This window comes from uncultured Psychroserpens sp. (assembly GCF_947501425.1).
Lineage (GTDB): Bacteria > Bacteroidota > Bacteroidia > Flavobacteriales > Flavobacteriaceae > Psychroserpens.
Window position 1 is genome coordinate 324,693 of sequence record NZ_CANMVN010000004.1, and the last position, 22,669, is coordinate 347,361.

General features: G+C 33.8%; 26 protein-coding genes and 1 tRNA gene. 7 read left to right on the forward strand and 20 right to left on the reverse strand.

What is annotated here, in order from left to right; all coding sequences use genetic code 11:
* Positions 1-2: 2 nt before the first annotated feature.
* Genes Q0951_RS08275 through Q0951_RS08300 form a run of 6 tightly spaced genes read right to left on the reverse strand, consistent with a single transcriptional unit; the run spans position 3 to position 4,438 of the window.
* Positions 3-770, reverse strand: a complete 768-nt coding sequence (locus tag Q0951_RS08275) for a hypothetical protein (protein ID WP_299336103.1) — start codon at positions 768-770, stop codon at positions 3-5.
* Complete coding sequence (locus Q0951_RS08280) at positions 767-937, reverse strand: DUF5908 family protein (protein WP_299336104.1); 171 nt, start codon at positions 935-937, stop codon at positions 767-769. The genes Q0951_RS08275 and Q0951_RS08280 overlap by 4 nt, the downstream gene beginning before the upstream one ends.
* A 19-nt stretch (positions 938-956) precedes the next feature.
* Positions 957-1,409 carry a phage tail protein gene (locus tag Q0951_RS08285; protein ID WP_299336105.1) on the reverse strand — a complete coding sequence of 151 codons (453 nt, stop codon included), beginning with the start codon at positions 1,407-1,409 and terminating at the stop codon, positions 957-959.
* Between the two features lie 3 nt (positions 1,410-1,412).
* Positions 1,413-1,844, reverse strand: a complete 432-nt coding sequence (locus Q0951_RS08290; RefSeq protein ID WP_299336106.1) for a phage tail protein — start codon at positions 1,842-1,844, stop codon at positions 1,413-1,415.
* Between the two features lie 26 nt (positions 1,845-1,870).
* Positions 1,871-3,805, reverse strand: coding sequence for a phage tail sheath C-terminal domain-containing protein (locus Q0951_RS08295; RefSeq protein WP_299336107.1), 1,935 nt, complete (start codon positions 3,803-3,805; stop codon positions 1,871-1,873).
* Positions 3,806-3,808: 3 nt separating this feature from the next.
* Positions 3,809-4,438, reverse strand: a complete 630-nt coding sequence (locus Q0951_RS08300) for a DUF4255 domain-containing protein (RefSeq protein ID WP_299336108.1) — start codon at positions 4,436-4,438, stop codon at positions 3,809-3,811.
* 391 nt (positions 4,439-4,829) lie between these two features.
* On the opposite strand from Q0951_RS08300, the gene Q0951_RS08305 reads away from it, so the two are divergent.
* On the forward strand, positions 4,830-5,474 hold the full coding sequence (locus tag Q0951_RS08305) for a response regulator transcription factor (protein ID WP_299336109.1): 645 nt from the start codon (positions 4,830-4,832) through the stop codon (positions 5,472-5,474).
* A gap of 279 nt (positions 5,475-5,753) precedes the next feature.
* Here the strand turns inward: Q0951_RS08305 and Q0951_RS08310 are convergent.
* A tRNA-Arg gene (locus Q0951_RS08310) sits at positions 5,754-5,827 on the reverse strand.
* Between the two features lie 149 nt (positions 5,828-5,976).
* Here Q0951_RS08310 and Q0951_RS08315 point away from each other — a divergent pair.
* The 4 genes from Q0951_RS08315 to Q0951_RS08330 all read left to right on the forward strand — a co-directional run bounded on the left by Q0951_RS08315 (position 5,977) and on the right by Q0951_RS08330 (position 8,719).
* Positions 5,977-6,537, forward strand: a complete 561-nt coding sequence (locus Q0951_RS08315; protein ID WP_299336110.1) for a YeeE/YedE thiosulfate transporter family protein — start codon at positions 5,977-5,979, stop codon at positions 6,535-6,537.
* A gap of 1 nt (position 6,538) precedes the next feature.
* The gene (locus Q0951_RS08320) at positions 6,539-6,952 is read left to right on the forward strand and encodes a DUF6691 family protein (RefSeq protein ID WP_299336111.1); all 414 of its coding nucleotides are present in this window, start codon (positions 6,539-6,541) and stop codon (positions 6,950-6,952) included.
* Between the two features lie 87 nt (positions 6,953-7,039).
* Positions 7,040-8,446 (forward strand): MBL fold metallo-hydrolase, encoded by a 1,407-nt coding sequence (locus Q0951_RS08325; RefSeq protein WP_299336112.1) that lies wholly within the window; start codon positions 7,040-7,042, stop codon positions 8,444-8,446.
* A gap of 3 nt (positions 8,447-8,449) precedes the next feature.
* Positions 8,450-8,719 (forward strand): heavy metal-associated domain-containing protein, encoded by a 270-nt coding sequence (locus Q0951_RS08330; protein ID WP_299336113.1) that lies wholly within the window; start codon positions 8,450-8,452, stop codon positions 8,717-8,719.
* On the opposite strand, the gene Q0951_RS08335 is transcribed toward Q0951_RS08330, so the two are convergent.
* The 13 genes from Q0951_RS08335 to Q0951_RS08395 all read right to left on the reverse strand — a co-directional run bounded on the left by Q0951_RS08335 (position 8,720) and on the right by Q0951_RS08395 (position 21,048).
* Positions 8,720-8,995: an ATP-dependent Clp protease adaptor ClpS gene (locus Q0951_RS08335; protein WP_299336114.1), complete on the reverse strand. Its 276-nt coding sequence runs from the start codon at positions 8,993-8,995 to the stop codon at positions 8,720-8,722.
* 120 nt (positions 8,996-9,115) lie between these two features.
* Complete coding sequence (locus tag Q0951_RS08340) at positions 9,116-10,147, reverse strand: M57 family metalloprotease (protein WP_299336115.1); 1,032 nt, start codon at positions 10,145-10,147, stop codon at positions 9,116-9,118.
* A 234-nt stretch (positions 10,148-10,381) separates the two neighbouring features.
* Entirely contained in the window at positions 10,382-11,218 is an 837-nt protein-coding gene (prmA, locus tag Q0951_RS08345) for a 50S ribosomal protein L11 methyltransferase (RefSeq protein WP_299336116.1), read from the reverse strand.
* A 75-nt stretch (positions 11,219-11,293) separates the two neighbouring features.
* Entirely contained in the window at positions 11,294-11,929 is a 636-nt protein-coding gene (locus Q0951_RS08350; protein ID WP_299336117.1) for a response regulator transcription factor, read from the reverse strand.
* The gene (locus Q0951_RS08355) at positions 11,919-13,856 is read right to left on the reverse strand and encodes a sensor histidine kinase (RefSeq protein ID WP_299336118.1); all 1,938 of its coding nucleotides are present in this window, start codon (positions 13,854-13,856) and stop codon (positions 11,919-11,921) included. Before Q0951_RS08355 ends, Q0951_RS08350 begins: the two co-directional genes overlap by 11 nt.
* A 58-nt stretch (positions 13,857-13,914) precedes the next feature.
* Positions 13,915-14,928 carry a LamG-like jellyroll fold domain-containing protein gene (locus tag Q0951_RS08360; protein WP_299336119.1) on the reverse strand — a complete coding sequence of 338 codons (1,014 nt, stop codon included), beginning with the start codon at positions 14,926-14,928 and terminating at the stop codon, positions 13,915-13,917.
* Positions 14,929-14,981: 53 nt separating this feature from the next.
* Positions 14,982-16,304, reverse strand: coding sequence for a hypothetical protein (locus tag Q0951_RS08365; protein ID WP_299336120.1), 1,323 nt, complete (start codon positions 16,302-16,304; stop codon positions 14,982-14,984).
* Positions 16,305-16,349: 45 nt separating this feature from the next.
* Positions 16,350-16,823 carry a hypothetical protein gene (locus Q0951_RS08370; protein ID WP_299336121.1) on the reverse strand — a complete coding sequence of 158 codons (474 nt, stop codon included), beginning with the start codon at positions 16,821-16,823 and terminating at the stop codon, positions 16,350-16,352.
* 126 nt (positions 16,824-16,949) lie between these two features.
* Positions 16,950-17,699 (reverse strand): triose-phosphate isomerase, encoded by a 750-nt coding sequence (gene tpiA / locus Q0951_RS08375; protein ID WP_299336122.1) that lies wholly within the window; start codon positions 17,697-17,699, stop codon positions 16,950-16,952.
* A 37-nt stretch (positions 17,700-17,736) separates the two neighbouring features.
* Complete coding sequence (locus Q0951_RS08380) at positions 17,737-18,228, reverse strand: TlpA disulfide reductase family protein (protein ID WP_299336123.1); 492 nt, start codon at positions 18,226-18,228, stop codon at positions 17,737-17,739.
* A gap of 1 nt (position 18,229) precedes the next feature.
* Complete coding sequence (locus tag Q0951_RS08385) at positions 18,230-19,306, reverse strand: ABC transporter permease (protein ID WP_299336145.1); 1,077 nt, start codon at positions 19,304-19,306, stop codon at positions 18,230-18,232.
* 88 nt (positions 19,307-19,394) lie between these two features.
* The gene (locus Q0951_RS08390) at positions 19,395-20,489 is read right to left on the reverse strand and encodes a BT_3928 family protein (RefSeq protein WP_299336124.1); all 1,095 of its coding nucleotides are present in this window, start codon (positions 20,487-20,489) and stop codon (positions 19,395-19,397) included.
* Between the two features lie 19 nt (positions 20,490-20,508).
* Positions 20,509-21,048, reverse strand: coding sequence for a DUF1599 domain-containing protein (locus Q0951_RS08395; RefSeq protein ID WP_299336125.1), 540 nt, complete (start codon positions 21,046-21,048; stop codon positions 20,509-20,511).
* Positions 21,049-21,178: 130 nt separating this feature from the next.
* Between Q0951_RS08395 and folP the strand changes: the two genes are divergently transcribed.
* Positions 21,179-21,949: a dihydropteroate synthase gene (gene folP, locus Q0951_RS08400; RefSeq protein ID WP_299336146.1), complete on the forward strand. Its 771-nt coding sequence runs from the start codon at positions 21,179-21,181 to the stop codon at positions 21,947-21,949.
* The gene (locus Q0951_RS08405; RefSeq protein WP_299336126.1) at positions 21,949-22,638 is read left to right on the forward strand and encodes a hypothetical protein; all 690 of its coding nucleotides are present in this window, start codon (positions 21,949-21,951) and stop codon (positions 22,636-22,638) included. The genes folP and Q0951_RS08405 overlap by 1 nt, the downstream gene beginning before the upstream one ends.
* Positions 22,639-22,669 lie beyond the last annotated feature (31 nt).

The window sequence follows — 22,669 nt, forward strand, 5'->3', positions numbered from 1 at the left end:
AATTATTTAATTGGTGGAAAACGTAAGTTTTGCCCTGTTTTTAACTCTCTAAAACTCAACAACTTGTTGGCTTTCGCCACATCGACATAGTATGAATTAAGAGCATAGGTTTGTTCGGCTAAAAGTGTAATCTTATCGTTTTGATTAACTGTTTTTTTGTGGGTTACATCCGGAGATTGTCTATTTTGTTCTGCCTGCATTTCGCCGTAAGACTGTGTGCCTTTGAATTTGCAAATTGCATTTGCACGAATAGGCCTTCCATCTTTACCAAATACTTTATACTCTACACTTAAACTAGTTAAGCGACATTCCAATTGAAACTTTCCCCATAGTAATCTGAGGTATCTGGTTTGGTGTGTATCACCATTAAAGCCTGAGAGTAATTCCTTAAATTCTTCAAGTTCCTCTTCAATTGTTGCTGCTTGTTCAAAAGGGTTAGCAATTGCAGGCTCTAAAACATCGATTAAGGTCTCAGATAACGGTAAACTTTCAACTTTACCATCTTTTATCTTAGCTGGAGGAATTACACCAGAACTATCAAAGACAAAATCAAAAGAGACCTCTTCACTACCAATTCTATTAAACTGTAGTTCTTGACTGGAAGACCCAATAGCTTGTCCTTCACAAAACTCCACTTCATGATTCAATGTGTAACTTTCTGGATTAACTTGCACAAAAATTGTCTTGATGGCTTCCGTTTCTTTGTATTCTATACTCGGATATACCTCAATTCGCATTTTATCTACAATACCTAATAACCCTTCAATCATCGCTCTTGTTTTTCTTTAATGTATTCTATGACATTTCTGGTACACGCTTTGGTTATTTCAGCTTTTAATTCGCTTATTTTTGACGAACTAAACTTTTGTGATTCTTGATGCTGAACTGTCTCCTCAACATTGATTTTAATATTTAATTCCTTTATTTCTATTGGCATAATCTCATCTTTTTAGATCTTACGGAACAGGTATTTCTTTGAAATACTGGTACTTTAGAGATAGAGTTTCTATGACCAACTGACTCTCTTCAGCATTGAAATCTGAAACATCTAAACTCAAAGGAATAGCTTGAGAGATATACCATACTTTCACTGGATCATTCTCTTCATCTAGCAATGACACTACAAGGTTTGCTGGATGAAACACAAAACTGTCTAAGGCATTATTTACCCACATTCTTAATCCGGAAATCTCTTTAGTTAAGCCTCGCTTTAGTATTAGATTTTCAAAAGTATTTTGTTTAGGTAATGAAATTTTAAATTGATTCTGACCACCTTCGGTAATCGTGTCAAACTCCATGGTTGACTTAAGTCCGCTAACACTTTGAAATTTAGTATCAATACTAAACTGAGGCAGTAATTCAAAGATTACTGAAAAATGAAATCCGCTAAGTGGCATTGGATCTGGCATAAATTACACATGTTCATAAGTGAAACCATGGTTCGCAATTTCTACAGTCTCAATTGCATTTGCATTTTCATCTGCATTCATATCAGTACATTTAAGAGATACTATAAAGCAATCTTTTACAACCCAAACTAATGCTGGTTGGTTCTCTTCATTAAGTAATGATATGGTTATATCTCTTTTATCTACGGTATTCAATGCAACGGTATTATACCATTCAAGAAACTCGTTATCGTCATGAAATACACCTCTTTTAAGTGTGATATTACTGAGTTTATGCATTCCTGGCATTTTCTTTTTGAAAAACTCTTTACTTGAACCTTCTCTGTACTCTAATACATCTAGCTCTTTGTTCAAACCTGAAACTTCTTGAAACCCTATTCGTGTTCCACCCCATTCTACGCTAAAATGAAACTTTGGTAACGGAAAATCTGTCATGATCTTTATGTTTTAATTAATGTTATTTATGATTTTTGCTGCATTTGAGTAAACTCAAGCACTATGAACTCAGCAGGTCGAGATGGTGCATATCCAATTTTCACGATCATACGGCCGTTATTAATGTCATTAGCATCCATTGTTTCACCAAGACCAACACTTACAAAAAAGGCGTCTTCTGCTTTAGCTCCTGCTAGAGCGCCATCACCCCAAAGTGTTGTCAAATAGTTAGAGATCATCCCTTTCACGTTCACCCAAGTTTGCTTTACGTTAGGCTCAAACACAAAATTCATACAGGCTTTCTTAGTAGATTCTTCAATCATATTTGCTAATCGTCTAACATTGATGTAGCGCCAATCATTACTATTGCCATCTAAAGTTCTTGCTCCCCAAACCAGTTTACCTCGTCCAGTAAACGCACGAATAGCATTTATTGACTTACCTGTCTCATGTTTATTCATGGTTCTTTGTTCTTTATCATTGATATCATCGGTAAGTCCTATAATACCACTAACACTCACATTACCTGGAGCCTTCCAAACACCTCGAGTTGCATCAACATCTGCATAAATACCAGCTATTGCTCCACTTGGCGGAATGGTATTCATGTTTTTTGATAAACCTGATAGAACTTTAGGGTAATCTGGCAATTCTGAAACCAGTTCCGATTCTTTTTTAGAATCTAAATCTTCAAGAGCCGACACCACACCATTGACAGTATCTACTATTTGGGTATGTAATTTATTAAGCTGACCTTGAATTAGAGGATAACTCTCTGTATCATCTCCTGCTTCTGGATTAGACGTTAATAACTTATCGTAAAGATTTGGTGCAGATTCGGCAAAATCTGCTCCGTTTTTCCAACTGGTATCGTCAAAGTCATTGTCGTCAAAATCACTTCCAAGAATAAGTGTATATGCAGCTTCCAAGGATTTAAACTTAGCTTCAAAATCAAATGTTTTTTGAGCTAATGGTTTCAGCGAACTTTGAATTAATTTTACCGTATCAATTTTAAGATTGAATTGTTCGTTATGTGCAGCATCTTCAGGCAAACCAGAAGGATCATCAAATAAAGCAAGTAAACTCCAACATTTTCTTATATAATCTTCAACTTTGTTTTCATCATCAATTGGAAGGTCTGCTGCATCAGGCTTAGCTTTATGAGCTTGCATAGGTGCAGCTTTCCAATTGTTTGTAAAGGATTTTACACTAGCATTTAATGCCAAATAAGCATCAATTTTACTGATCATACTTGGATTTGATACTTTAAAATCATAATTATTCTGAATATCTGTAAATCTGAATTGAAAAGGGAAACTTGCCTGTAAATACGGGTAATATGCAGCACCATATTTTAAGTTTTTGTTTCCAACTGCATTCCTGAATGCTAGACTATCATCTTCCAGACTTGTCCCATCACTTTTAGACTGAATGACGTCCATAATTGCAAAACGATCCATGAGTTCAGCACATTGAGCTAAAGCATGTTCTTGGACAATTCCAAGATGTGCATCTCCTAGATTTATGCCGTCAGGAAACAAGATAAGTGTCACCTCATCTACTTTTTCCAGTTTATCAATCCCAGCTGTAAACAAATCACGTACAGCAGAATTTGTCCAATCAGCTGGTTTTTCAGAATAATAGCCAACAGATACTATGTAACATTCGCCTCCACCATTAGAATAGAACAAACGAAGACTATTATAAAGCTTTAATTTACTTTCGTCTACTGAATACTCTTCGGCATCAACATTGATACTAATTATACTATCTGGAGCTGGTGAGCCTCCAAAGTGTGTTTCAAATTCTAACAAAGAATTGATCTTTGTAGGTTTGTCTTTCACGCCTTTCTCTGTGTATCCAATGAACGCTGGAATGGCTGTTGCCACTTGAGCTATACTTGGTGGAAATGCGTTTACTTCCTTGACATAAACGCCTGGTGTTGCTAATGAACTAATCATAATTTAAAGTTGTTTTGTTATATACTCTGTTTCTTCCAAAAGTCCAGTTGTGTCTTCTGAATTATTTTCCCATAATTTAATTTTGAATTCTTCTATAATTTCGGCGCCATCTTTTTCATCATGTTGAATACTTATCATACGCATTCTATATAGCACAGATGGCATATATTTATTGCCAAGCATTGACCACAATTGATTTAATTCGCTAATTTTTAAACTCTCTAAATCTAAAATCAATTTGGTTGTTCCGTTAAGCATAAACACACGTTGTTCTTGGAAACATCTAATAACATGTTCAAGTTTACTTATACCATCTAAATACTTATCATTTGTTTGTACCTTATTGTATGCAGTGAACAATAAAGAGGTTACAAAGTGCTGTGTTGGATTGTTATATTTTTTAGCTGGACTATCTCGATTTGGATTAGGTAAATAGACTTTAGGCGAACGTGCCGTTGTGTCTTCCTCTAAATTCACTACAGACAAAATTATCGGTGAAGTAGAATCTAAAAATTCGTCACCATCATTCAAGGTTGCTATATTTGAAATCTCAACCACAGGAGATAGGCTTCCATTATAAGTATCAACTCTGAGTTTTAAAAAATCAAGTGCTTGTTTTAAAATGTTTGCCACATTGTTCGATTTATGATTGTTGTAAAATTCCAATTAATCTAAACAATGAGTAAGAGTATAATTCCCAGAATATCTTGGGAAATAACCTAATTTTTAATTAGGAAAAACCACCTTTTTTTAAATCTGTATAAAGTGTATCAGAAATCACAACCTCGTATCTGTAGAGCCTTTGCAATGAACTATGTATTAATATCCCTTCAAAAAAATTATCTGAGGTTGTTAATATTTACGAAATTGAGTTGAACTCACAACTTTTTTTAGTATCTTTAAGTCCCTCCCTATTAGAACTTTTGTTGACACTTAGGTTGAATATTTAGCCTATTTTGAGTCATCCTCACCTTGGACTCATAACTTATAATTGAATTTATATAATTGAATTAATACATATGTTATGAAGTTGCATTCTATTGTAATTGTAGAAGATCACATGCTTTTGTCGCAAGCCCTGGAAAGTCTAGTAAACTCCTTTGAGAAATTTAGAGTTCTCTATACATGCATAAATGGTCGAGATCTATTAAATAAACTAAATGATATCCCTTTGAAACCTGACATCATTTTAATGGATGTTAATATGCCTGTTTTAAATGGTATATATGCTACGCAACTAGTTAAAGAACAACACCCAGACATTGACGTAGTAGCACTCTCAGTTGACGAAAATGAAGAAACAATTATAAAGATGCTACAAGCTGGTGCCTGTAGCTATTTACTGAAAGATGTAGAAAAAAGCATATTAGAAACAGCTTTAAGTGAAGTGATCTATAACGGTTACTACCATACCAAAAAAGTAGCTAATATTTTGGTCAAATTACTTCAACCGAAATATAAGAGACCAAAAGCCGAATTAAAAGAACGCGAATTAGAATTTATTAAATATGCTTGTTCTGAATTGACCTACAAAGAAATAGCTACCAAAATGTATTTAAGTCCAAAAACCATTGATGGATACAGAAGTAATTTATTTCAAAAATTAGATGCAAAAAATAGAGTTGGTCTAGTGATCTATGCAATCAAAAATAAAATCTTTACACCTTAATTTTTTTGACAGTTTAAGAACGGGAGTCGTCCATAAGTAAGCATCTAAACTGAATTGTTGCCAGTAAAGTTCTGCTTTGATAATGACTGGATTGACTTTACCCTTCCTGATAAAGCTTCAACTTTGTGATCAGGATTAGCTTCGCCCTTCCTGACAAAGCTTCAACTTTGTGATCAGGATTGGCTTCGCCCTTCCTGACAAAGCTCCGCTTTGAAAACAAAAAAGCCACAAAATAAAAAAAGCAAGCTATTTTATTTTGCTTGCTTTTTTGTTTATTCGTGACCATGGCAGGATTCAAACCTGCAACCTCTTGAGCCGTAATCAAGTGCGCTATTCAGTTGCGCCACATGGCCATTTTTGTGGGTGCAAATATACTATTTTTATTAAATTATAACCAAACTATTATTTCAATTTTTATCGCTTATCATACGAATAAGTCGTTTTTGTAACAATTATTACACAAGTTCTGTGCTTCACTGTATATATTTGCAAAAAAATTGTGATGGAATTTATCCTAGATCCCTGGCCTTGGTTTGTAAGTGGGCCTCTTATTGCCATTATTATGTTTATTCTGATTTATTTTGGAAAAACATTTGGCATGTCTTCTAACCTAAGAACACTTTGTACCATAGGTGGTGCAGGAAAAAAAGCAAAGTTCTTTGATTTTGATTGGCGCACACAGCTTTGGAATCTTACAGTAGTTCTAGGTGCTGTAATCGGGGGTTTTATAGCTCACTTTTACTTATCAACACCCACAAATATTGATCTCAATCCAGAAACTATTACAACTCTAAGTACTTTAGGATTTGAAAATGCCGGACAATCGTTATTGCCTCCCGAACTGTTTGACTGGAATGCTGTTTTCAGTTTAAAAGGTATGACGATACTTATTGTTGGCGGATTCCTTGTTGGTTTTGGAACGCGATATGCTGGAGGTTGTACATCGGGTCATGCCATTACAGGATTGAGTAGTTTACAATTGCCATCTTTGGTTGCTGTGGTTGGATTCTTTATTGGTGGCCTGATCATGATTCACTTACTATTCCCTTTAATTTTTGGTTAATATGAAATATTTAAAATTTTTAATTATTGGAATAATTTTCGGAATCGTACTTGTAAAATCGGAAGCGGTTTCCTGGTATCGAATTTACGAAATGTTCAAGTTTGAATCTTTCCATATGTATGGTATTATTGGTACTGCAGTACTCACAGGAATTATCCTTTTACTACTATCAAAACAGTTGAAACTTAAAAATACTGAAGGTTCAATAATGCGCGTTCCTCTAAAAGACAGAGGTTTGACGCGATATATTATTGGTGGTAGCATTTTTGGCTTAGGTTGGGCTCTATCTGGTGCATGTCCTGGACCAATGTATATATTAGTAGGCACAGGTGCTTTACCCATGCTAATTGTTATTCTAGCTGCTGTGTTAGGCACTTTTGTCTATGGGTTAATAAAAGACAAACTACCTCATTAATCAAACTTTATATAAATAAGATTAAAAATATTACTTCGTATCTTTAGTGTAATGAAGTAATGATAATAAAGACTAAGATAAATAGATATGAAAATTGAACAATTATATACCAGCTGTCTGGCTCAAGGAGCATATTATATAGAATCAAATGGTGAAGTGGCTATCATAGATCCTCTAAGAGAAACCCAATCATATATTGATAAAGCTAATAGTGACAACGCGAAAATCAAATATATTTTTGAAACGCATTTTCACGCCGATTTTGTTTCTGGTCATGTGGATCTTGCTAAAAAGACAGGAGCTACAATTATTTATGGTCCAGGTGCTGAAACTTCATACGATATTTACTCAGCAAAAGACAATGAAGAATTTAAGCTTGGAAACATAACTATTAAAGCATTGCATACGCCAGGTCACACCTTAGAATCAACAACCTATTTATTAATTGATGATAAAGGAAAAGATCATGCAATCTTCTCCGGAGACACTCTCTTTTTAGGTGATGTGGGACGACCAGACTTAGCTATAAAGTCTGATCTAACCAAAGAAGACCTAGCCGCTATGTTATATGATTCTCTGCGAGATAAAATAATGACATTAGCAGATGACGTTATTGTTTATCCTGCACATGGTGCGGGTTCTGCCTGCGGAAAAAATCTGAGTAAAGAAACCATAGGCACTATAGGTGATCAAAAAAAAACCAATTATGCACTTAGAGAAGACATGACCAAAGATGAATTTGTAAAAGAAGTATTGGAAGGCATAGCACCTCCTCCTCAATATTTTGCAAAAAATGCAATGATGAACAAAACAGGTTATACAACTTTTGATACTGTTTTAAAAACTGGAAATATTGCTTTATCTCCCGAAGATTTTGAAGCCATGGCTAATCATGAAGAAGCAATGGTTCTTGATGTAAGACCTCAAAGTGATTATATAAAAGGGCACATTCCAAATTCTATTTTTATTGGATTAAATGGTGGATTTGCTCCTTGGGTTGGCGCATTGATTTCTGATATAAAGCAGCCTATTTTGTTAGTGGTTCCTGAAGGAAAAAGTAAAGAAGCCGTTACACGATTATCCCGTGTAGGTTACGACAATACACTTGGTTATTTAGCTGGTGGAATTGAAGCTTGGACTGCGTCAGGAAGAGAGATTGATACTTTAGAATCAATTTCTGCTGAAGAATTTGCTAAGAGAGCCCAAAAAGACGAGCTCAATATATTAGATGTAAGAAAAGATGGTGAATTTGCAAGTAGTCATCTTGAAGATGCTCAACACTTTGCACTAGATTATATCAATGACAATATGAATCAAGTGTCAAAAGACAAAACGTATCACATACATTGTGCAGGTGGTTATAGAAGTGTGATCGCTGCATCCATTTTAAAAGCTCGAGGGTTTCATAATTTAGTAGATATTGCTGGAGGTTTTGGAGCTATCAAAAAAACAGATTTAAAAACTACGGACTTTGTTTGTCCATCAACATTATAAGTTATGAAAAGTACATTCAATATACAAAACCTTAAATGTGGAGGTTGCGCTAACACCATAGTTACGCGTTTAGAGAACTTAGACGGAATCACAGGAGTAATTGTAGATAATGATAACCATACTGTTAGTTTCAATCATGAGAATGAGACACAAATTGAAACTGTTAAAACGTTATTATCTACACTAGGTTATCCAGTAGAAGGCGAAGCCAATCCATTAACTAAAAAAGCAAAGTCATTTGTAAGCTGTGCAGTGGGAAGAATGAATAAATAGTTAAATAATCTCTGCGCTCAAACCAGCTTCTAAAAGCATCGTACAGCGAGGTTCGAGCTCTTTATATTCCCCAGTTTTAACCACACACTGTCCTTTATAATGAACTAATATTGAGCATTGTTCAGCTTGTTCAGGAGTATGATCACAAGCGTAAATCAAAGTATCAATAACATGGTCAAACGTATTGACATCGTCATTGTATAACACAATTTCATTTAAAGGTAACTCCGAGGTTTCAACGAGAAGTTCTTCCTGGATTTTTTCTTTGGTGCTCATCAACTAATTTTTATATAAATTTAAAAAAAAACTCATTAATAAAAAAGACTTCTATTCATAGAACAGAAGTCTTTTATAATTATTGTAGTGCTAGGATTTGAACTTATGATTTATATTAAATTAACATGATCCTATCAAAGTCCAACCACCACTAACACGTTCGTAAAGGTTACCAAAATAAGTAACACGGTCTCCAATACTATAACTTACTCCACTTTGCCATTCGGAAACACCATCACAAGGACCAGAAGAACTTGCTGGATACATGGCACGTAAAGCTGTAACATCATTTCCATTAAAATTACCACTTACACTTGTAGAAAAACAAGCTTGCATAACTGAACTTAAATCTCTTCCTGTAGGCGTTCCAGATATATGTACAGCACCATCTGAACCTGACCCTTCATTACCTTGACTTGATGATGGACAACTTAAACGATCGAACCAATCTGAATGACGGAAACCAATAGAGTGCCCTATCTCATGAGTAATGACATGCTCATTGACATTAGTTGAAAATTGCTCTATACCATAAATCTGAACAAACTTGTTAGGTTGGCCAGATGAGTTCGGAAAACCAGCAACTCCTCCATTTCCTGGGTTATTAATAGAATTATCATAAACCACCATATCTGCTGCTTGATAATTAGTACCAAACGATAAATTAAATTGAAGCGTCATATTACTAATGTTATTATAATTAGCAACAGCTCTAGTTAAAGCAGTTTGCGCCTTACTAGATAATGCTTGACTTCCTCCTGTGTATCCTAAGATATTTATAGTTTGATTACTTGCTGATACTAAATTAAAGGTTCTATATTGACGATTTAAACCATCACCTATACCTGCTAACGTATTTAGTTCTTCTCTTGTAAAAACAATATCACTACCAATATAAATTCGTTCTTCTACAGTTCCGTCTGGTAAGTGAAAGTCTCCTTTAGAAATAATACCAACATCGATATCCAAGGTATGAATAGCATTCAATAATTCTGTGTCAGTAATTAAAGTTCTATTCTCCAGATTGTTCATATTGATAATTATGTCCTCATCTAGATTAGACATGTCCTCAGTGACACTTTCTTTTTCACAAGATTGAAAAGAAAATATTAGACATAGACCAGCTAAGGTCAAAAATTTTAAATTTTTCATTTTTGAGTAAATTAAGTTAATAAAAGTATTTACGTAAATTGGGTGAGCTAAATAAATTTGTTAATTCATACTTTAAAAAAACAGGTTATTTAGACTTTGATAATTACCACAACAAAGTTAAAGAAACGTTAAATAAAAAAATTACGGTTTTTCCGTAATTTTTGTAATGAGCATCATTTTTATGTTAAAATTTTAAGTAATTCGTCGGAGTTTTTCAAAAACCTTGTGTAATCCTTATTTTTTAAATTTTAATGCCACCCAATTATTACGCTCCAAAGTCTCGATATGTTTTAATCCATAAGTCATACATTCGGCTTTAATAATCGGAATATCGTCATTGTAAAATCCGCTTAAAAACATGAGTCCGTTTTCATTAAGTGCATTAACATAAGTCTCCATATCATTGAGTAAGATATTTCGGTTGATATTAGCAATTAAAATATCATAGTGTCGTCCAGGCAACAAACTTGCATCACCTTCAAGAACAGTAATATGCTTGCAATTATTGCGTTCAACATTCTCAAGACTGTTGAGATAACACCAGTTATCATAATCAATGGCGTCAATTGGTTTAGCGCCTTTCATTTCAGCAAGAATCGCTAAAACTCCAGTACCACACCCCATATCTAACACTGACTTCCCTTCAAAATCATTCTTTATAATATATTGAATCATCATATGCGTAGTTTCATGATGCCCAGTACCAAAACTCATTTTAGGTTCGATAATAATATCGTATTTGGTGTCTGGTTTTTCATGAAAAGGTGCACGAACTGAACAAGCGTTATCAACGACTATTGGGTTGAAGTTTTTTTCCCATTCTGCATTCCAGTTGGTTTGCTCTATCTCTTCAAACGTATATGAGATCTCAAATGCTTCAGAATTTAAAATCTGAATATCATCCAGAATACTGTCATTCCATTCCTCTTTTTGAATATAAGCGGTGACACCGTCTTCGGTTTCAACAAAGCTTTCAAAACCAGCATAACCTAATTCAGCGATAAGAATTTCAACAGCAGGTTGAAGTGGTTGTACTTTGAAATAATAACCTATATAGATGATGTTTGACATGCTACTTATTTAGGCTGTAAAGTTACATTTAATTTTTTCCATACAAATACCTAATAACTTTTAAAAAAGAGTAACCTACAATAACTGTTTTTCGATTGCTATTTTAATAATACCAACACTATTTTTTGCACCTAGCTTACTCATAATATTCATGCGATGCGTTTCAACAGTTTTAGGACTAATAAATAGTTTTTCTGAGATTTGTTGAGTGGTAAGTTCTTCAGAAATTCCAACTAAAACATCGTGCTCTCTTCTGGTTAATTTAATATTTAATCCGTTGCTAATTGGTTTAGAAGACATTTGATTCAACAACTTATCATTGATACTCTTTTGAATGTATAAATTACCCGATAATACTGTTTGCAATGCCTCAACTAATTCGCTTTTGTCCACATTTTTCAATAAATAACCATGTACTCCATTCTTTAGCATGCGTTTTACAAAAGAAATATCTTCAAAATTTGTAAGTGCTATAATCTTGAGTTCAGGATACACTTTAAGAAGTTTCTTGCTAAGATCTATCCCATTAATGTCAGGTAAATTTATGTCTAGTAACAACACGTGAGGAGTGCCTTTTTTTAGTCCATCTATAGTATCTTGGGCATTGGTAAAAGTTGCTACAACAGATACCTCTGACGTAGTATTCATCATGGTCTCGATACCTTTTAATACCATGACGTGATCATCGGTTATTGCAATTTTAATCTTCATTTAATGTGTTTAAATCAATCTCAATTGAATAAGATGTTCCTTCTTTATTAGATACAACATCTAAGTTTGCGTTAAGATAATCAATTCTTGATTGAATATTACTCAATCCAATACCTTCCGTCTGCTTGGCATTGCTATCAAAACCTTTTCCATCATCTTCAACAGTAATTTGCACCTGATTATCTCTGCTACTTATCTGTACGCTAATTTCATCAGCTTCGGCATGTTTTATAGCATTGAAAACAAGTTCCTGAATGATTCTAAATACATTAACTTCTGCCTTCTTCGATAATTGTACTTCACTGCCAATATGCTGAAATGTAATGCGCTCTTTATTAGTGGCATTTAGATTAATACAGTAATTTTCTGTAGCTTCTACTAAATTAAAACTATCCAATGAAGGTGGCACCAAATTATGTGAAATGGCTCTTACCTGCTCACAGGAACTATCGATCATTGTTATGGCTTCTTTAATAACTTTATTATTCATTTCTAGTAGTGAAGATAACTTATATTTTATCGCTGACAGGTCGCCATTAACACCATCATGCAATTCTTTTGCTATTCGGAAACGTTCTTTTTCTTCTCCTTCTATCAAAGACTCCAGAGATTTGATCTGATACTCTCTTTTAAGCGCGATGAGTTCTTGGTTTTTTCGTTTTTGTTTTTGCTGAAATAAGAGCCAAGTAAGCAATGCCGCAATAAGTAAAAAAATGGCAATTCCTGTGATATAACCCAATTGGGTGTGTTGTTTTTGTATTTCATTTTCTTGTTCTTGTAAGGCTAACTTCTGAGTTACAATTTCTTTGTCTTTCTTTTCAGTTTCAAATTGTTTCTGAAGTAGATTAATAGAATTTATATTCTCTTCATTGTATACACTGTCTTTATATTTTACATATAGTTCATGAAACTGAAGTGCTTTACTATAATTGTTTTTTTTAGCGTTAATTCGATACAGTTCAAAATAAAGGTCTCTAGCAGATAACTTACTTTCAATCTCCAAACCTAACCCCTCATTCAATAACGATTCGCTTTTTGAATAATGACCTAATTCGAAATGTGCTTCAGCAAAACTTGACAAAGTCAAAATCAATTCTGTTTCAAAACCATTTTCTTTCTGAATATCGTAAGCTATTTTAAAGAATGTTAGTGCTTTCTTGTACTGTTTTTGTTCATTACAAATTAAACCCTTATGAAAGTTTGAAATGGCTACACCAAAAGCACTATTATTGTCATGATAATTTGCTAATGCTTTATCAAAATAAATGTTAGCTTCACTATATTTTTTCTGATGTTTATAAGCCGAACCCATACCATTATAAACATCTCCCAAATGCTCTGATGTAATATTTAGTTCTTTATAAATAACTAATACTTTATTGAAAGCTTCTATTGCTTCGTCATACTTCTGCAAGTCATTATAAACCAACCCTATACTATTTAAAGTTGTTCCTGACATATCTAAATTCTGAGTAGCTTCAGATAAGGTATTGGCTTTGTAAAACGCCTCCAGGCTTTCATGCAAATCACCCTTTTGAGAATAAATTACACCCTTCTCATAATAAGCATAAGTCAAATTTGTAGTGTCATTAACTGTCTCCACATAATTTTGATACTTGGTTAAACTTTCTATTGCTTTATTATAATCTCCTGCAATACGATGCAAAACCGAATATTGAAAATGACTAAGCGCTACTTTTCTTGGCAGTTTCAAACCTTGATAGAACGACATGGCCGAATCCATATGTGCTTTTGCCTTAGGCAAATTCTTTAGTTTCAAAGACCAGGCTAATTCATAATGCGTATTGGCCTTAATAGTATCATTTAAACTTTCTCTTACAACTTGATACATACTATCAATGTCTTTTTGAGGCTGAGCAAAAAGAATAGACGTAATGAGGAAGAACAAAAAAGTGATGTATTTCAAAATAAGGTGGATTTATGCTCTAATTTAATAATAATCTTAGTGATGTATTTATCTGAATTTATTTTACCACAATTTTGGTAGAGACTTTAGATGTTCCTTGCTGTATAATTAGCATATAAACACCACTATTTAAATCCTTTGCGTTTAAAATAATCTCTGATCCATAAAGTGCAGTTTTTCGTTTCACTTCTCTACCATACATATCAATAATCACTAAATTGGCATTCTGCAACGGTTTTTCCAATTGTATTTTGGTAGCTTCGGAAAATGGATTAGGATAGACCATGACATCAGAATGAGTTAAGGTAACCTCATCAACACTTAATCCATCCTGACAGGCACCAAATACACCTGCATCGAAAATAGATGTAACTTCATTAGTTGACAAGCCTCTGTTGAATAGTATTATTTCATCAACTTCCCCATGAAAATTAAAATCATAATCATTAGAACCTCCTGATGGATTGTGATATTGTGCACCAATAGTTAATGGCAAACCTACAGTACTAGCTGGAGACGAAGTAAAGGTTTGATTATCGAATAAAAACCCGTCAACATAGAGTCTATGCTCATTTCCTTCACGTACATAGACATAATGATGATATGCAGAATCTTCAAAAGCTGGTCCATTAAGCATGACATTATTGCCATTGACATCTTCAAACAAGACTTCAGTGAGATCAAACTCAAAACGCAAAACAAATACGGCTGGCTCATCATTTGGCACAAAACCAGCTCCTTTACAAATTACAGTTTGATGCGGATTATCATATCCAATTCGTCTAATCCATGCCATCAAAGTCATATCTCCGGTTAAATCTAAACTCGCACTATCAGGTACTAAAACCAGATCGTCAATACCATTAAATAAAAATGCATCTCCAACCATTCCATTGGTATAATTTAAACCATTAAGCTCTGTTCCATTGTTTGTTCCTATGATGTCATTAGCATTATTCTCACCAGTCCACCAACTCAATGCATCTGTAGGAAGATCTGCGCATTGACTATAAACATGCGTTGCAAAAAATGTGATGATAATCAAGGTCAATATTTGTTTTATAGTTTTCATATTAAAAATTTTATTGTTGATTCTTTCTGTTGTAATTAAACCCCATTGAGTCTCTATGGAATAAAAATTGTGTAATCCTCTATCCTAATATCTTCCAATTCGCCAACACATAAGCAAGTATTTGTTTCCCAGATTGTTGTTACTTCCGAGCCATCAAAATTGGAACGTTTCAAAATAGATTGTTGTAAATCTTCAGTCTCAATAAACCAATACACTTGTTGATGTTCGATATCCAGTTTTACTCTATGCGGATAAAAAATTGAGGTCACAGGATCATTTTCTGCAACAGTACCAGCATTGAAATTAGTTTCGGATCCGGTTAAATTTGTAGTTGCAATTATATAATGTTTGTCTACACCTGAAAAATAGGATAACACCATATATACCATACCAGTATTAAAATCAATATCCATATCAACAATATCATATTGATTAGAACTAAAGATTGCTGTATCTTCTAGATTATTATCATTATTTGGATCATAAGCAAAAATTGAGTGACGATCATGCATATATAAAAAAGGTGTTCTCTCATTATTGGTTCCTGAACTATTATTTTCATCAATGATTATTTTTTTGACAGCATTAGCTCTCGTACCAAAACTAGTTTGAACAAGGAGTTCCTGATTTGTTCCATCTGAATTCATTTTAAACAGTCTGTGATGATCTAAAACATCAAGATTTCCTCCTTCTAAAAAGTAATAAGTCATTTGCTGTGTTTGATCTGAAGCTACTGCACTAAACAAATAATCTTGCTCAGAAACTCTGTAACTTTGTAATCCTGTACCATCTGTATTAACCGAGTGAACATCTACTTCAGACGTATTAGATGTAGACCCATAATACAATCTATTATTAGCATATAAAGCTATACCTTCTGCATCATTGACAGTATTTGCTAACTCTGTTTCTATAACATCTCCATTATTATAAAAATCAACTCTAAGTACAGTTTCATACTCTCTATCAGATCCAAATAATTGCAGTGAAATAGTATTTTCATCAACATCATTTAAATTGACTGTAATTGTAGATTCTGATGACCTATCTCCCAAACTTGCGCTAACAATTGCTGTTAGGACTTGCCTTTCTTCAAAATCGAAAAGTGTTTCATCGTTAACATAGAATGTCCCATTCTCTAGGTCTATTCCAAATGCATTTTCTGGAGTTTGTGATATCAATTGAAATGTTATACCGTTTAAGTTTTCTACATTTTCTACACTACCAAGAACTTGTCCTTGTTCGGGGTTTTCGTCAATTGTTATTACAATATCTATTAATGAAAGATCCTCTATTTCAGTAAAATTAGCGTCCTCAGAGCATGCTGTAATAATACTCAAACTAATAATAAATAAGAGTTTTGTAAATGTTTTCATGATACCTGTATTAGATTATTCAATTTTTATACTTCTATGTTGAGATTAATTCTCACTTCCTTCGATTTCAGAAAAAATGCAGGTTACTTGTCTTGTTTCAAAAGACACATTTCCTGCCATATCCATAAATTTATATTCCAACGTGTAGTCTCCAGATTCGAAGGTGCTAAATGAGGTGTAAATTGAAGTTATTGATTGACCATTTTGTGTTGCAGAGGTTTCTTCATAATAATCTACCTGCACACCAGAACTATTAAAGATGGTCACTGAACCTATTTCAATTTTAGATTCATCTGTTGCAGTAGCTTCAATGACTATATAGTCAGGAGAATCAGTACCGCCTTCGGTATAAAACTGTGCGTCTTCATTAGGACTGAGCACTGTAATCTCAGGTGGATTACTTTCTTCTATGATGCCTTCTTCACCTTCAATTATACCATTATTGTTTTCACAATCCACACTAAAAAGTGACAAGCAACACATGAGTAAGATTGCCAAATAAAATTTTTGATTTTTCATTTTTAAATACTTTTAAATTAACTAGTTGCAAGTTAAATTGAGTATCTAAAAAAAAAGTAAGGGTATTCTCTGATTTAAAAAATTCAGTGAATACCCTTAGATATTTCGGATGGAATTAGCTGCTAACTAAAATGCATTTACAATGGCATAGAAATCGTCTGCTTTGAGCGATGCTCCTCCTATCAATCCACCATCAACATCTGGTTTTGAAAAAATCTCTTTTGCATTATTTGGTTTTACACTTCCACCATAAAGAATGGTCATGTCATCGGCAACAGTGTGTCCATATTTACTCTCTAGTGTTTTTCTTATAAAAGCATGCATATCCTGTGCTTGTTCCGGACTTGCAGTTTCTCCGGTTCCAATAGCCCAAACAGGCTCATAAGCCAATACGATATGTTTAAAAGCATCTGCTTCTAAATGAAATAACGCATTTTTAATCTGACTTTCAACAACAGCCTCTTCATTACCAGCTTTGCGATCTGATAATTCTTCGCCAAAACAAAAAATAACTCGCATGTCGTGTGCTAACGCAGTATCGACTTTTTTAGCGAGGGATTCATCGGTTTCATTAAAATAAGCACGACGTTCACTGTGACCTAAAATTACCGTTTTAATACCTATACTTTTTAGCATACCTGCACTAACCTCTCCAGTATATGCGCCTTTTTCTGAAAAGTGCATATTTTGAGCTACTACCTCAATATCATGTTGCCTTGTAGATTCAAAAGCATGCCACAAATTAGTGAATGAAGGTGCAATCATCACTTCTGCATCTGATGTTTTCTGCTTGGTTTTTAGCTCTGCAATCAATGATTCCGTTTGAATTAAACCGTTATTCATTTTCCAGTTTCCTGCTACAATATGTTTTCTCATCGTTCTATATTTTTTATGTTTCCGAAGACATTACTATCTAATTTAAATGTTTTTTAATTTTAGGATCATTGACCTTTATGGCTCTAAATAATTTGATCTTGCCCTCTTTATCTATGATCATATATCTTGGTATCCAATCTAGATCTACAAATTCGGTAAAAGGACCATCCCAACCTGAAGGCATAAAATAATGCTCGCCTGTGATATTGTACTTCTCAATTCCATTTTTCCAGCTTTCCTGAGTTTTATCCATTGACAAAAATAAATAAACCACATCGGGATGCTCACTTTGAATCGCTTTGAGGTCTGGTAAACCAACAATACAGTCTCTACACCAAGTTGCCCAAACATCAATTAAAATGGTTTTGTCTTTGTATTGTTCTAAAATAGATTCTAAGGTCATTGTATCTCCTTCTAAATTTAGAAAAGTATCATTGAGAGCCGCTTCTGAAAACTCACTTGGCTCAGGTTGTGCTTCACAACTTATAAAGAAAACACTTACTAAAACTAATGTAATTAGCTGCTTCATATTATTCTAATTTTACTTTTGGGTCTAGCCATCCATAAATCACATCTACAAATATATTAATGATTATGAACAACATTGCAATCACTAATACTGATCCCATGATTACTGGTAAATCAAGAGTATTCAAGGCATTAACGATTTCTTTTCCAAGTCCGTTCCAACCAAAGATATACTCTACAAAAACAGCGCCTGCCAACATAGATGCAAACCAACCCGAAATAGCTGTAACCACTGGGTTTAAAGCATTTTTTACCGCATGTTTTCTAATGATCTGAAATTCACTTAACCCTTTTGCTCTTGCTGTTCTAATGTAATCTTGGTTAAATACCTCTAATAGTGAGTTTCTCATAAGTTGTATCACGACTGCTAATGGACGAATTCCTAATACGATGGCTGGGAGTATCAGATTTTTCCATTTAATATGTACTTTCTCACCAAAATCGTCAAGCTCATATAAGCTTCCAGTCATTTCTAAATTCGTGTATTCGTGCAATACAAAACCAAAGAACCATGCAAATAAAATTGCACTAAAAAAGGAAGGCACACTCATACCTAAGGTACTCAAAATCTGAATGGCTTTATCTATCCATTGGTCTTTATAAAGTGCAGATATTATTCCGAAGATAATACCCAAAACAATAGCAATTATAATAGCTGAAACGGCTAGAACAAACGTATTGGGTAATGTTTCTCCTATGACCTGAGATACTTTTTTACCTTGCTTAGTAAATGATTCCCGTAAATACGGAAACTTGAGAACTGTTGTTGTTTCTCCTATGGTAAATAGTTGTGATGCTGTATATTTTCCAGCGGATAAAAATGTGTAGTCTTGAGTGTTTGTAGAATGAAAAGATATTGGAGACAGATCATTGAGATAATATAAATACTGAGTTCCAATTGGTTTATCGAAACCATATTTAGCTTTTACAACGGCTATTTGCTCGCTATCTTCATTTTGACCTAACATCATTTGAGCAGGATCTCCGGGTAATACATTAAATAGGATAAAGATTACTGTTACTACACCAAATAGTGTAAGTAATGCGTAAAAGGCTTTATTTAATATGTATCTGATCAGGTGTTTTGGTGTTTTAGTGAAAAAATAGATTCTGCTTCAGTCACGGGATTGCAACGCAACAATAAACTATAGACGACTTAACATTATACTAAAACTCAAGCTCGTCAAGATCATTATAGTGTGCTTTTTGTGTTACTGTCCCCTTTTCAAGAACAATGACTCCTGGATTTGCTCTAACAATAGTTTTGAGTACTTTTTCATCACATAGATAAAAATCAAAATCCAATTTATAGGTATCTTTAACTTCTTGTTTCTTAGCCTCTCCAGATGCTGTTAACCCAATAACAGTATAGCCATTATTTAGAGCATCATCTGCCATAGCTTTCAATGACTTCATACCTTCTGCTTCAGCTTTTTCAAGACTATAAGCTACAACAATAACTAGTTTATCTTCGGCTAAAAACTGTTGTGTGAGGTCTTCATCCTCAGATTCAATAGAGAAATCCTGAATTTTAGGCACATCCCCTTCTTCAATAATCTTAGTTTCCACACCAATAATCTTATCATATGTTTTTGGTCCGCGACCTCTATCTGTCAAGGTTTTTTCTTCACCATTGATTGTGTAAGTCCATATATAATCTGTAACTGCTTTTTGAGCATCCTCAGGTAATGTCATATTTTCCTGAAGATTATCACCTATTTTATAAGCTCTAAAATCGAAAGTTGGTAAATGCATCAATACGTGATAGCCAAACCAAAGGCAAATAATGAAGCTCAATAGTGCTGTAAGAGATAAACCAAAAGTAGATAATACGGGCTTTATATGGCGTTTCCCTATGAATAAAATCACGATCATTACAAGTAAAATCACATCTTTCCAAAATGATTGCCAAGGGGATAATTTTAAGAAATCTCCAAAGCATCCACAATCTTTTACTTTATCAAAGTAAGCTGCATAGAAGGTCAAGAATGTAAAAAACACAATCATGGCTAATAGGCTCCAAACTGTAAATTTAGGTTTATATCCAATGAGTAAAAACACCCCTAAAACCACTTCAAATACCACAACAAAAACTGCTAAACCTAACGCATATGGTATTAATGACGGAATATCTAACACATCATAACTAAAATATTCCTGAAGTTTGTATGAGAAGCCTAATGGATCATTGAGTTTAATAAAACCTGAAAAGATAAATAACCCTCCTACGAGTATGCGACAAATATTGACTAAAGCTTTCATTGGTGTTGTTGTTGATTAGTTATTCTTCACTTAAATGAATTAATGCAAATACCGAATAATTAATCATATCCTGATAATTAGCATCAATACCTTCACTGACAATTGTTTTTCCTGCATTATCTTCTATTTGTTTGACACGAAGTAATTTCTGTAAGATCAAATCTGTTAAACTACTCACACGCATGTCTCTCCATGCTTCACCATAATCATGATTTTTATCCATCATCAATTGTTTGGTAATCGCAATTTTATCATCATAAAGCTCTATAGCATCATCTAAAGCCAAGTCTGGTTGTTCAACCACACCTTTCTCTAATTGAATCAAAGCCATTGTGCAGTAATTGATAATTCCAATAAACTCACTCACTTCACCTTCATCAACCTTACGCTCACTATTTTGTTGCAAACTTCTAATACGTTGCGCTTTAATGAATATTTGATCGGTCAATGATGGTAATCTCAGAATTCGCCAAGCACTTCCGTAGTCTTTCATTTTATTAATAAAAAGACTTCGGCACTGCGAAATCACATCATCATATTGTTTTGAAGTATCTTGCATTTAAAACATTTAATTTTCCGTAAATTTCGCATAAATTAATCAGATTTAAAAACTTTAACCACACTATATAGTTTTGAATAAAAGTATCAATTGCAACGGACAATTAATAGACCTCAGTACTCCAAAAGTCATGGGTATTTTAAACGTGACGCCTGATTCATTCTATGATGGTGGAAAGTTCAGGAATACTTCGTCAATTATGAGGCAAGTAGACCAAATGTTAGAGGAAGGTGCTACCTTTATTGATGTAGGTGCATACAGCTCAAGACCTAATGCAGATCATGTAAGTGAAGTTGAAGAATTACAACGCATTCTACCCATTGTCGATCTCATCATCAAAAATTTCCCTGATGTCTTACTATCCATTGACACCTTTAGAAGTGAAGTAGCCAAACAATGTATCGAGATTGGAGCAAGTATGATTAATGACATATCGGCTGGAAATTTGGACGATAATATGCTAAAAACTGTTGCTAATCTTCAAGTGCCTTACATCATGATGCATATGAGAGGAACTCCAAAAACCATGCAACAACTCACGCAATATGATAATTTGATAAAAGATATTCTTTCCTATTTTTCTGAACGCATTACTGAAGCCAGATCACAAGGTATTATAGATTTAATTATAGACCCAGGATTTGGTTTTGCTAAAACATTGGAGCAGAATTACGAATTACTCAATAAATTAGAGTTACTAAAAATAACCGATTTACCCATTTTAGCTGGTGTATCGCGAAAATCAATGATTTACAAACCGTTAGAAAGTTCTGCTGCCAAAGCGCTTAACGGCACCACTGTACTCAATACTATTGCTTTACAAAAAGGTGCTAATATTCTAAGAGTTCATGATGTTAAAGAAGCTGTGGAATGTATCAAACTAACCCAACAATTACACTAATGAAACATCTTTACCTATTATTATTAACTTGCCTTTTAGCATCCTGCGGAAATAAGCGTACCCTACTCCTTCCTCAAATTGAAAATGCCGAAATCAACGAATTACATGATGTCTCTCACGCTTATTTATTCTACGATGAAACTAAAGAAGATAGTGTAGATCTCAACCGAAAAAACCTCATCAGCACGACCAACTGGCTAGTCAATGTTGATAAACGATTAACGCTTGAGCAAGCCATTCCGAAGATCAAATTCTTACAAGATAAAAAGCGAAATGCGAAAATGCATAAAAATGAAGCGGCTAAAAACTACTTCACCTGCAATGATACCAGTATTAAAAACTTAGGCTTTTTGGAGTTTACAGATACTTATTACCATACCTTGTCTCTCAATGAGTACAGTAAAGACAATAAGGAATTACAAAATCCGATGATTTTATTTAAAGTAGACACTTTTAATAATTACACGATTCAAAAAGTTACTGGCCAACAGCAACTATCACTAGTGTCCGAAACTATTGATAAAGCTATAGAAGACCTCATTAGAATTACAGATAACAATAACAACCTAGTTACCTATTTAAAATTTAATCCTAAACTTAGTTTTCAGGATTATATCTTAATCAAATCAAAATTATTAAAAATTGAATCAGACCTTGTAGTGTTTGATAATAACGAATTCATTTATTAAGCATAAATTGTTAAATTTACACAAACAGCTT

Coding starts and splice junctions, on each gene's coding strand:
- Q0951_RS08305 (WP_299336109.1), top strand. CDS start 4,830: ATGAAGTTGCATTCTATTGTAATTGTAGAAGATCACATGCTTTTGTCG.
- Q0951_RS08335 (WP_299336114.1), bottom strand. CDS start 8,995: ATGAGCACCAAAGAAAAAATCCAGGAAGAACTTCTCGTTGAAACCTCG.
- tpiA (WP_299336122.1), bottom strand. CDS start 17,699: ATGAGAAAACATATTGTAGCAGGAAACTGGAAAATGAATAACGGTTTA.
- Q0951_RS08405 (WP_299336126.1), top strand. CDS start 21,949: ATGAAACATCTTTACCTATTATTATTAACTTGCCTTTTAGCATCCTGC.
- Q0951_RS08365 (WP_299336120.1), bottom strand. CDS start 16,304: ATGAAAACATTTACAAAACTCTTATTTATTATTAGTTTGAGTATTATT.
- Q0951_RS08390 (WP_299336124.1), bottom strand. CDS start 20,489: ATGAAAGCTTTAGTCAATATTTGTCGCATACTCGTAGGAGGGTTATTT.
- Q0951_RS08360 (WP_299336119.1), bottom strand. CDS start 14,928: ATGAAAACTATAAAACAAATATTGACCTTGATTATCATCACATTTTTT.
- Q0951_RS08280 (WP_299336104.1), bottom strand. CDS start 937: ATGCCAATAGAAATAAAGGAATTAAATATTAAAATCAATGTTGAGGAG.
- Q0951_RS08325 (WP_299336112.1), top strand. CDS start 7,040: ATGAAAATTGAACAATTATATACCAGCTGTCTGGCTCAAGGAGCATAT.
- Q0951_RS08330 (WP_299336113.1), top strand. CDS start 8,450: ATGAAAAGTACATTCAATATACAAAACCTTAAATGTGGAGGTTGCGCT.
- Q0951_RS08285 (WP_299336105.1), bottom strand. CDS start 1,409: ATGCCAGATCCAATGCCACTTAGCGGATTTCATTTTTCAGTAATCTTT.
- Q0951_RS08370 (WP_299336121.1), bottom strand. CDS start 16,823: ATGAAAAATCAAAAATTTTATTTGGCAATCTTACTCATGTGTTGCTTG.
- prmA (WP_299336116.1), bottom strand. CDS start 11,218: ATGTCAAACATCATCTATATAGGTTATTATTTCAAAGTACAACCACTT.
- Q0951_RS08350 (WP_299336117.1), bottom strand. CDS start 11,929: ATGAAGATTAAAATTGCAATAACCGATGATCACGTCATGGTATTAAAA.
- Q0951_RS08380 (WP_299336123.1), bottom strand. CDS start 18,228: ATGAAGCAGCTAATTACATTAGTTTTAGTAAGTGTTTTCTTTATAAGT.
- Q0951_RS08275 (WP_299336103.1), bottom strand. CDS start 770: ATGATTGAAGGGTTATTAGGTATTGTAGATAAAATGCGAATTGAGGTA.
- Q0951_RS08295 (WP_299336107.1), bottom strand. CDS start 3,805: ATGATTAGTTCATTAGCAACACCAGGCGTTTATGTCAAGGAAGTAAAC.
- Q0951_RS08340 (WP_299336115.1), bottom strand. CDS start 10,147: ATGAAAAATTTAAAATTTTTGACCTTAGCTGGTCTATGTCTAATATTT.
- folP (WP_299336146.1), top strand. CDS start 21,179: ATGGGTATTTTAAACGTGACGCCTGATTCATTCTATGATGGTGGAAAG.
- Q0951_RS08315 (WP_299336110.1), top strand. CDS start 5,977: ATGGAATTTATCCTAGATCCCTGGCCTTGGTTTGTAAGTGGGCCTCTT.
- Q0951_RS08290 (WP_299336106.1), bottom strand. CDS start 1,844: ATGACAGATTTTCCGTTACCAAAGTTTCATTTTAGCGTAGAATGGGGT.
- Q0951_RS08320 (WP_299336111.1), top strand. CDS start 6,539: ATGAAATATTTAAAATTTTTAATTATTGGAATAATTTTCGGAATCGTA.
- Q0951_RS08395 (WP_299336125.1), bottom strand. CDS start 21,048: ATGCAAGATACTTCAAAACAATATGATGATGTGATTTCGCAGTGCCGA.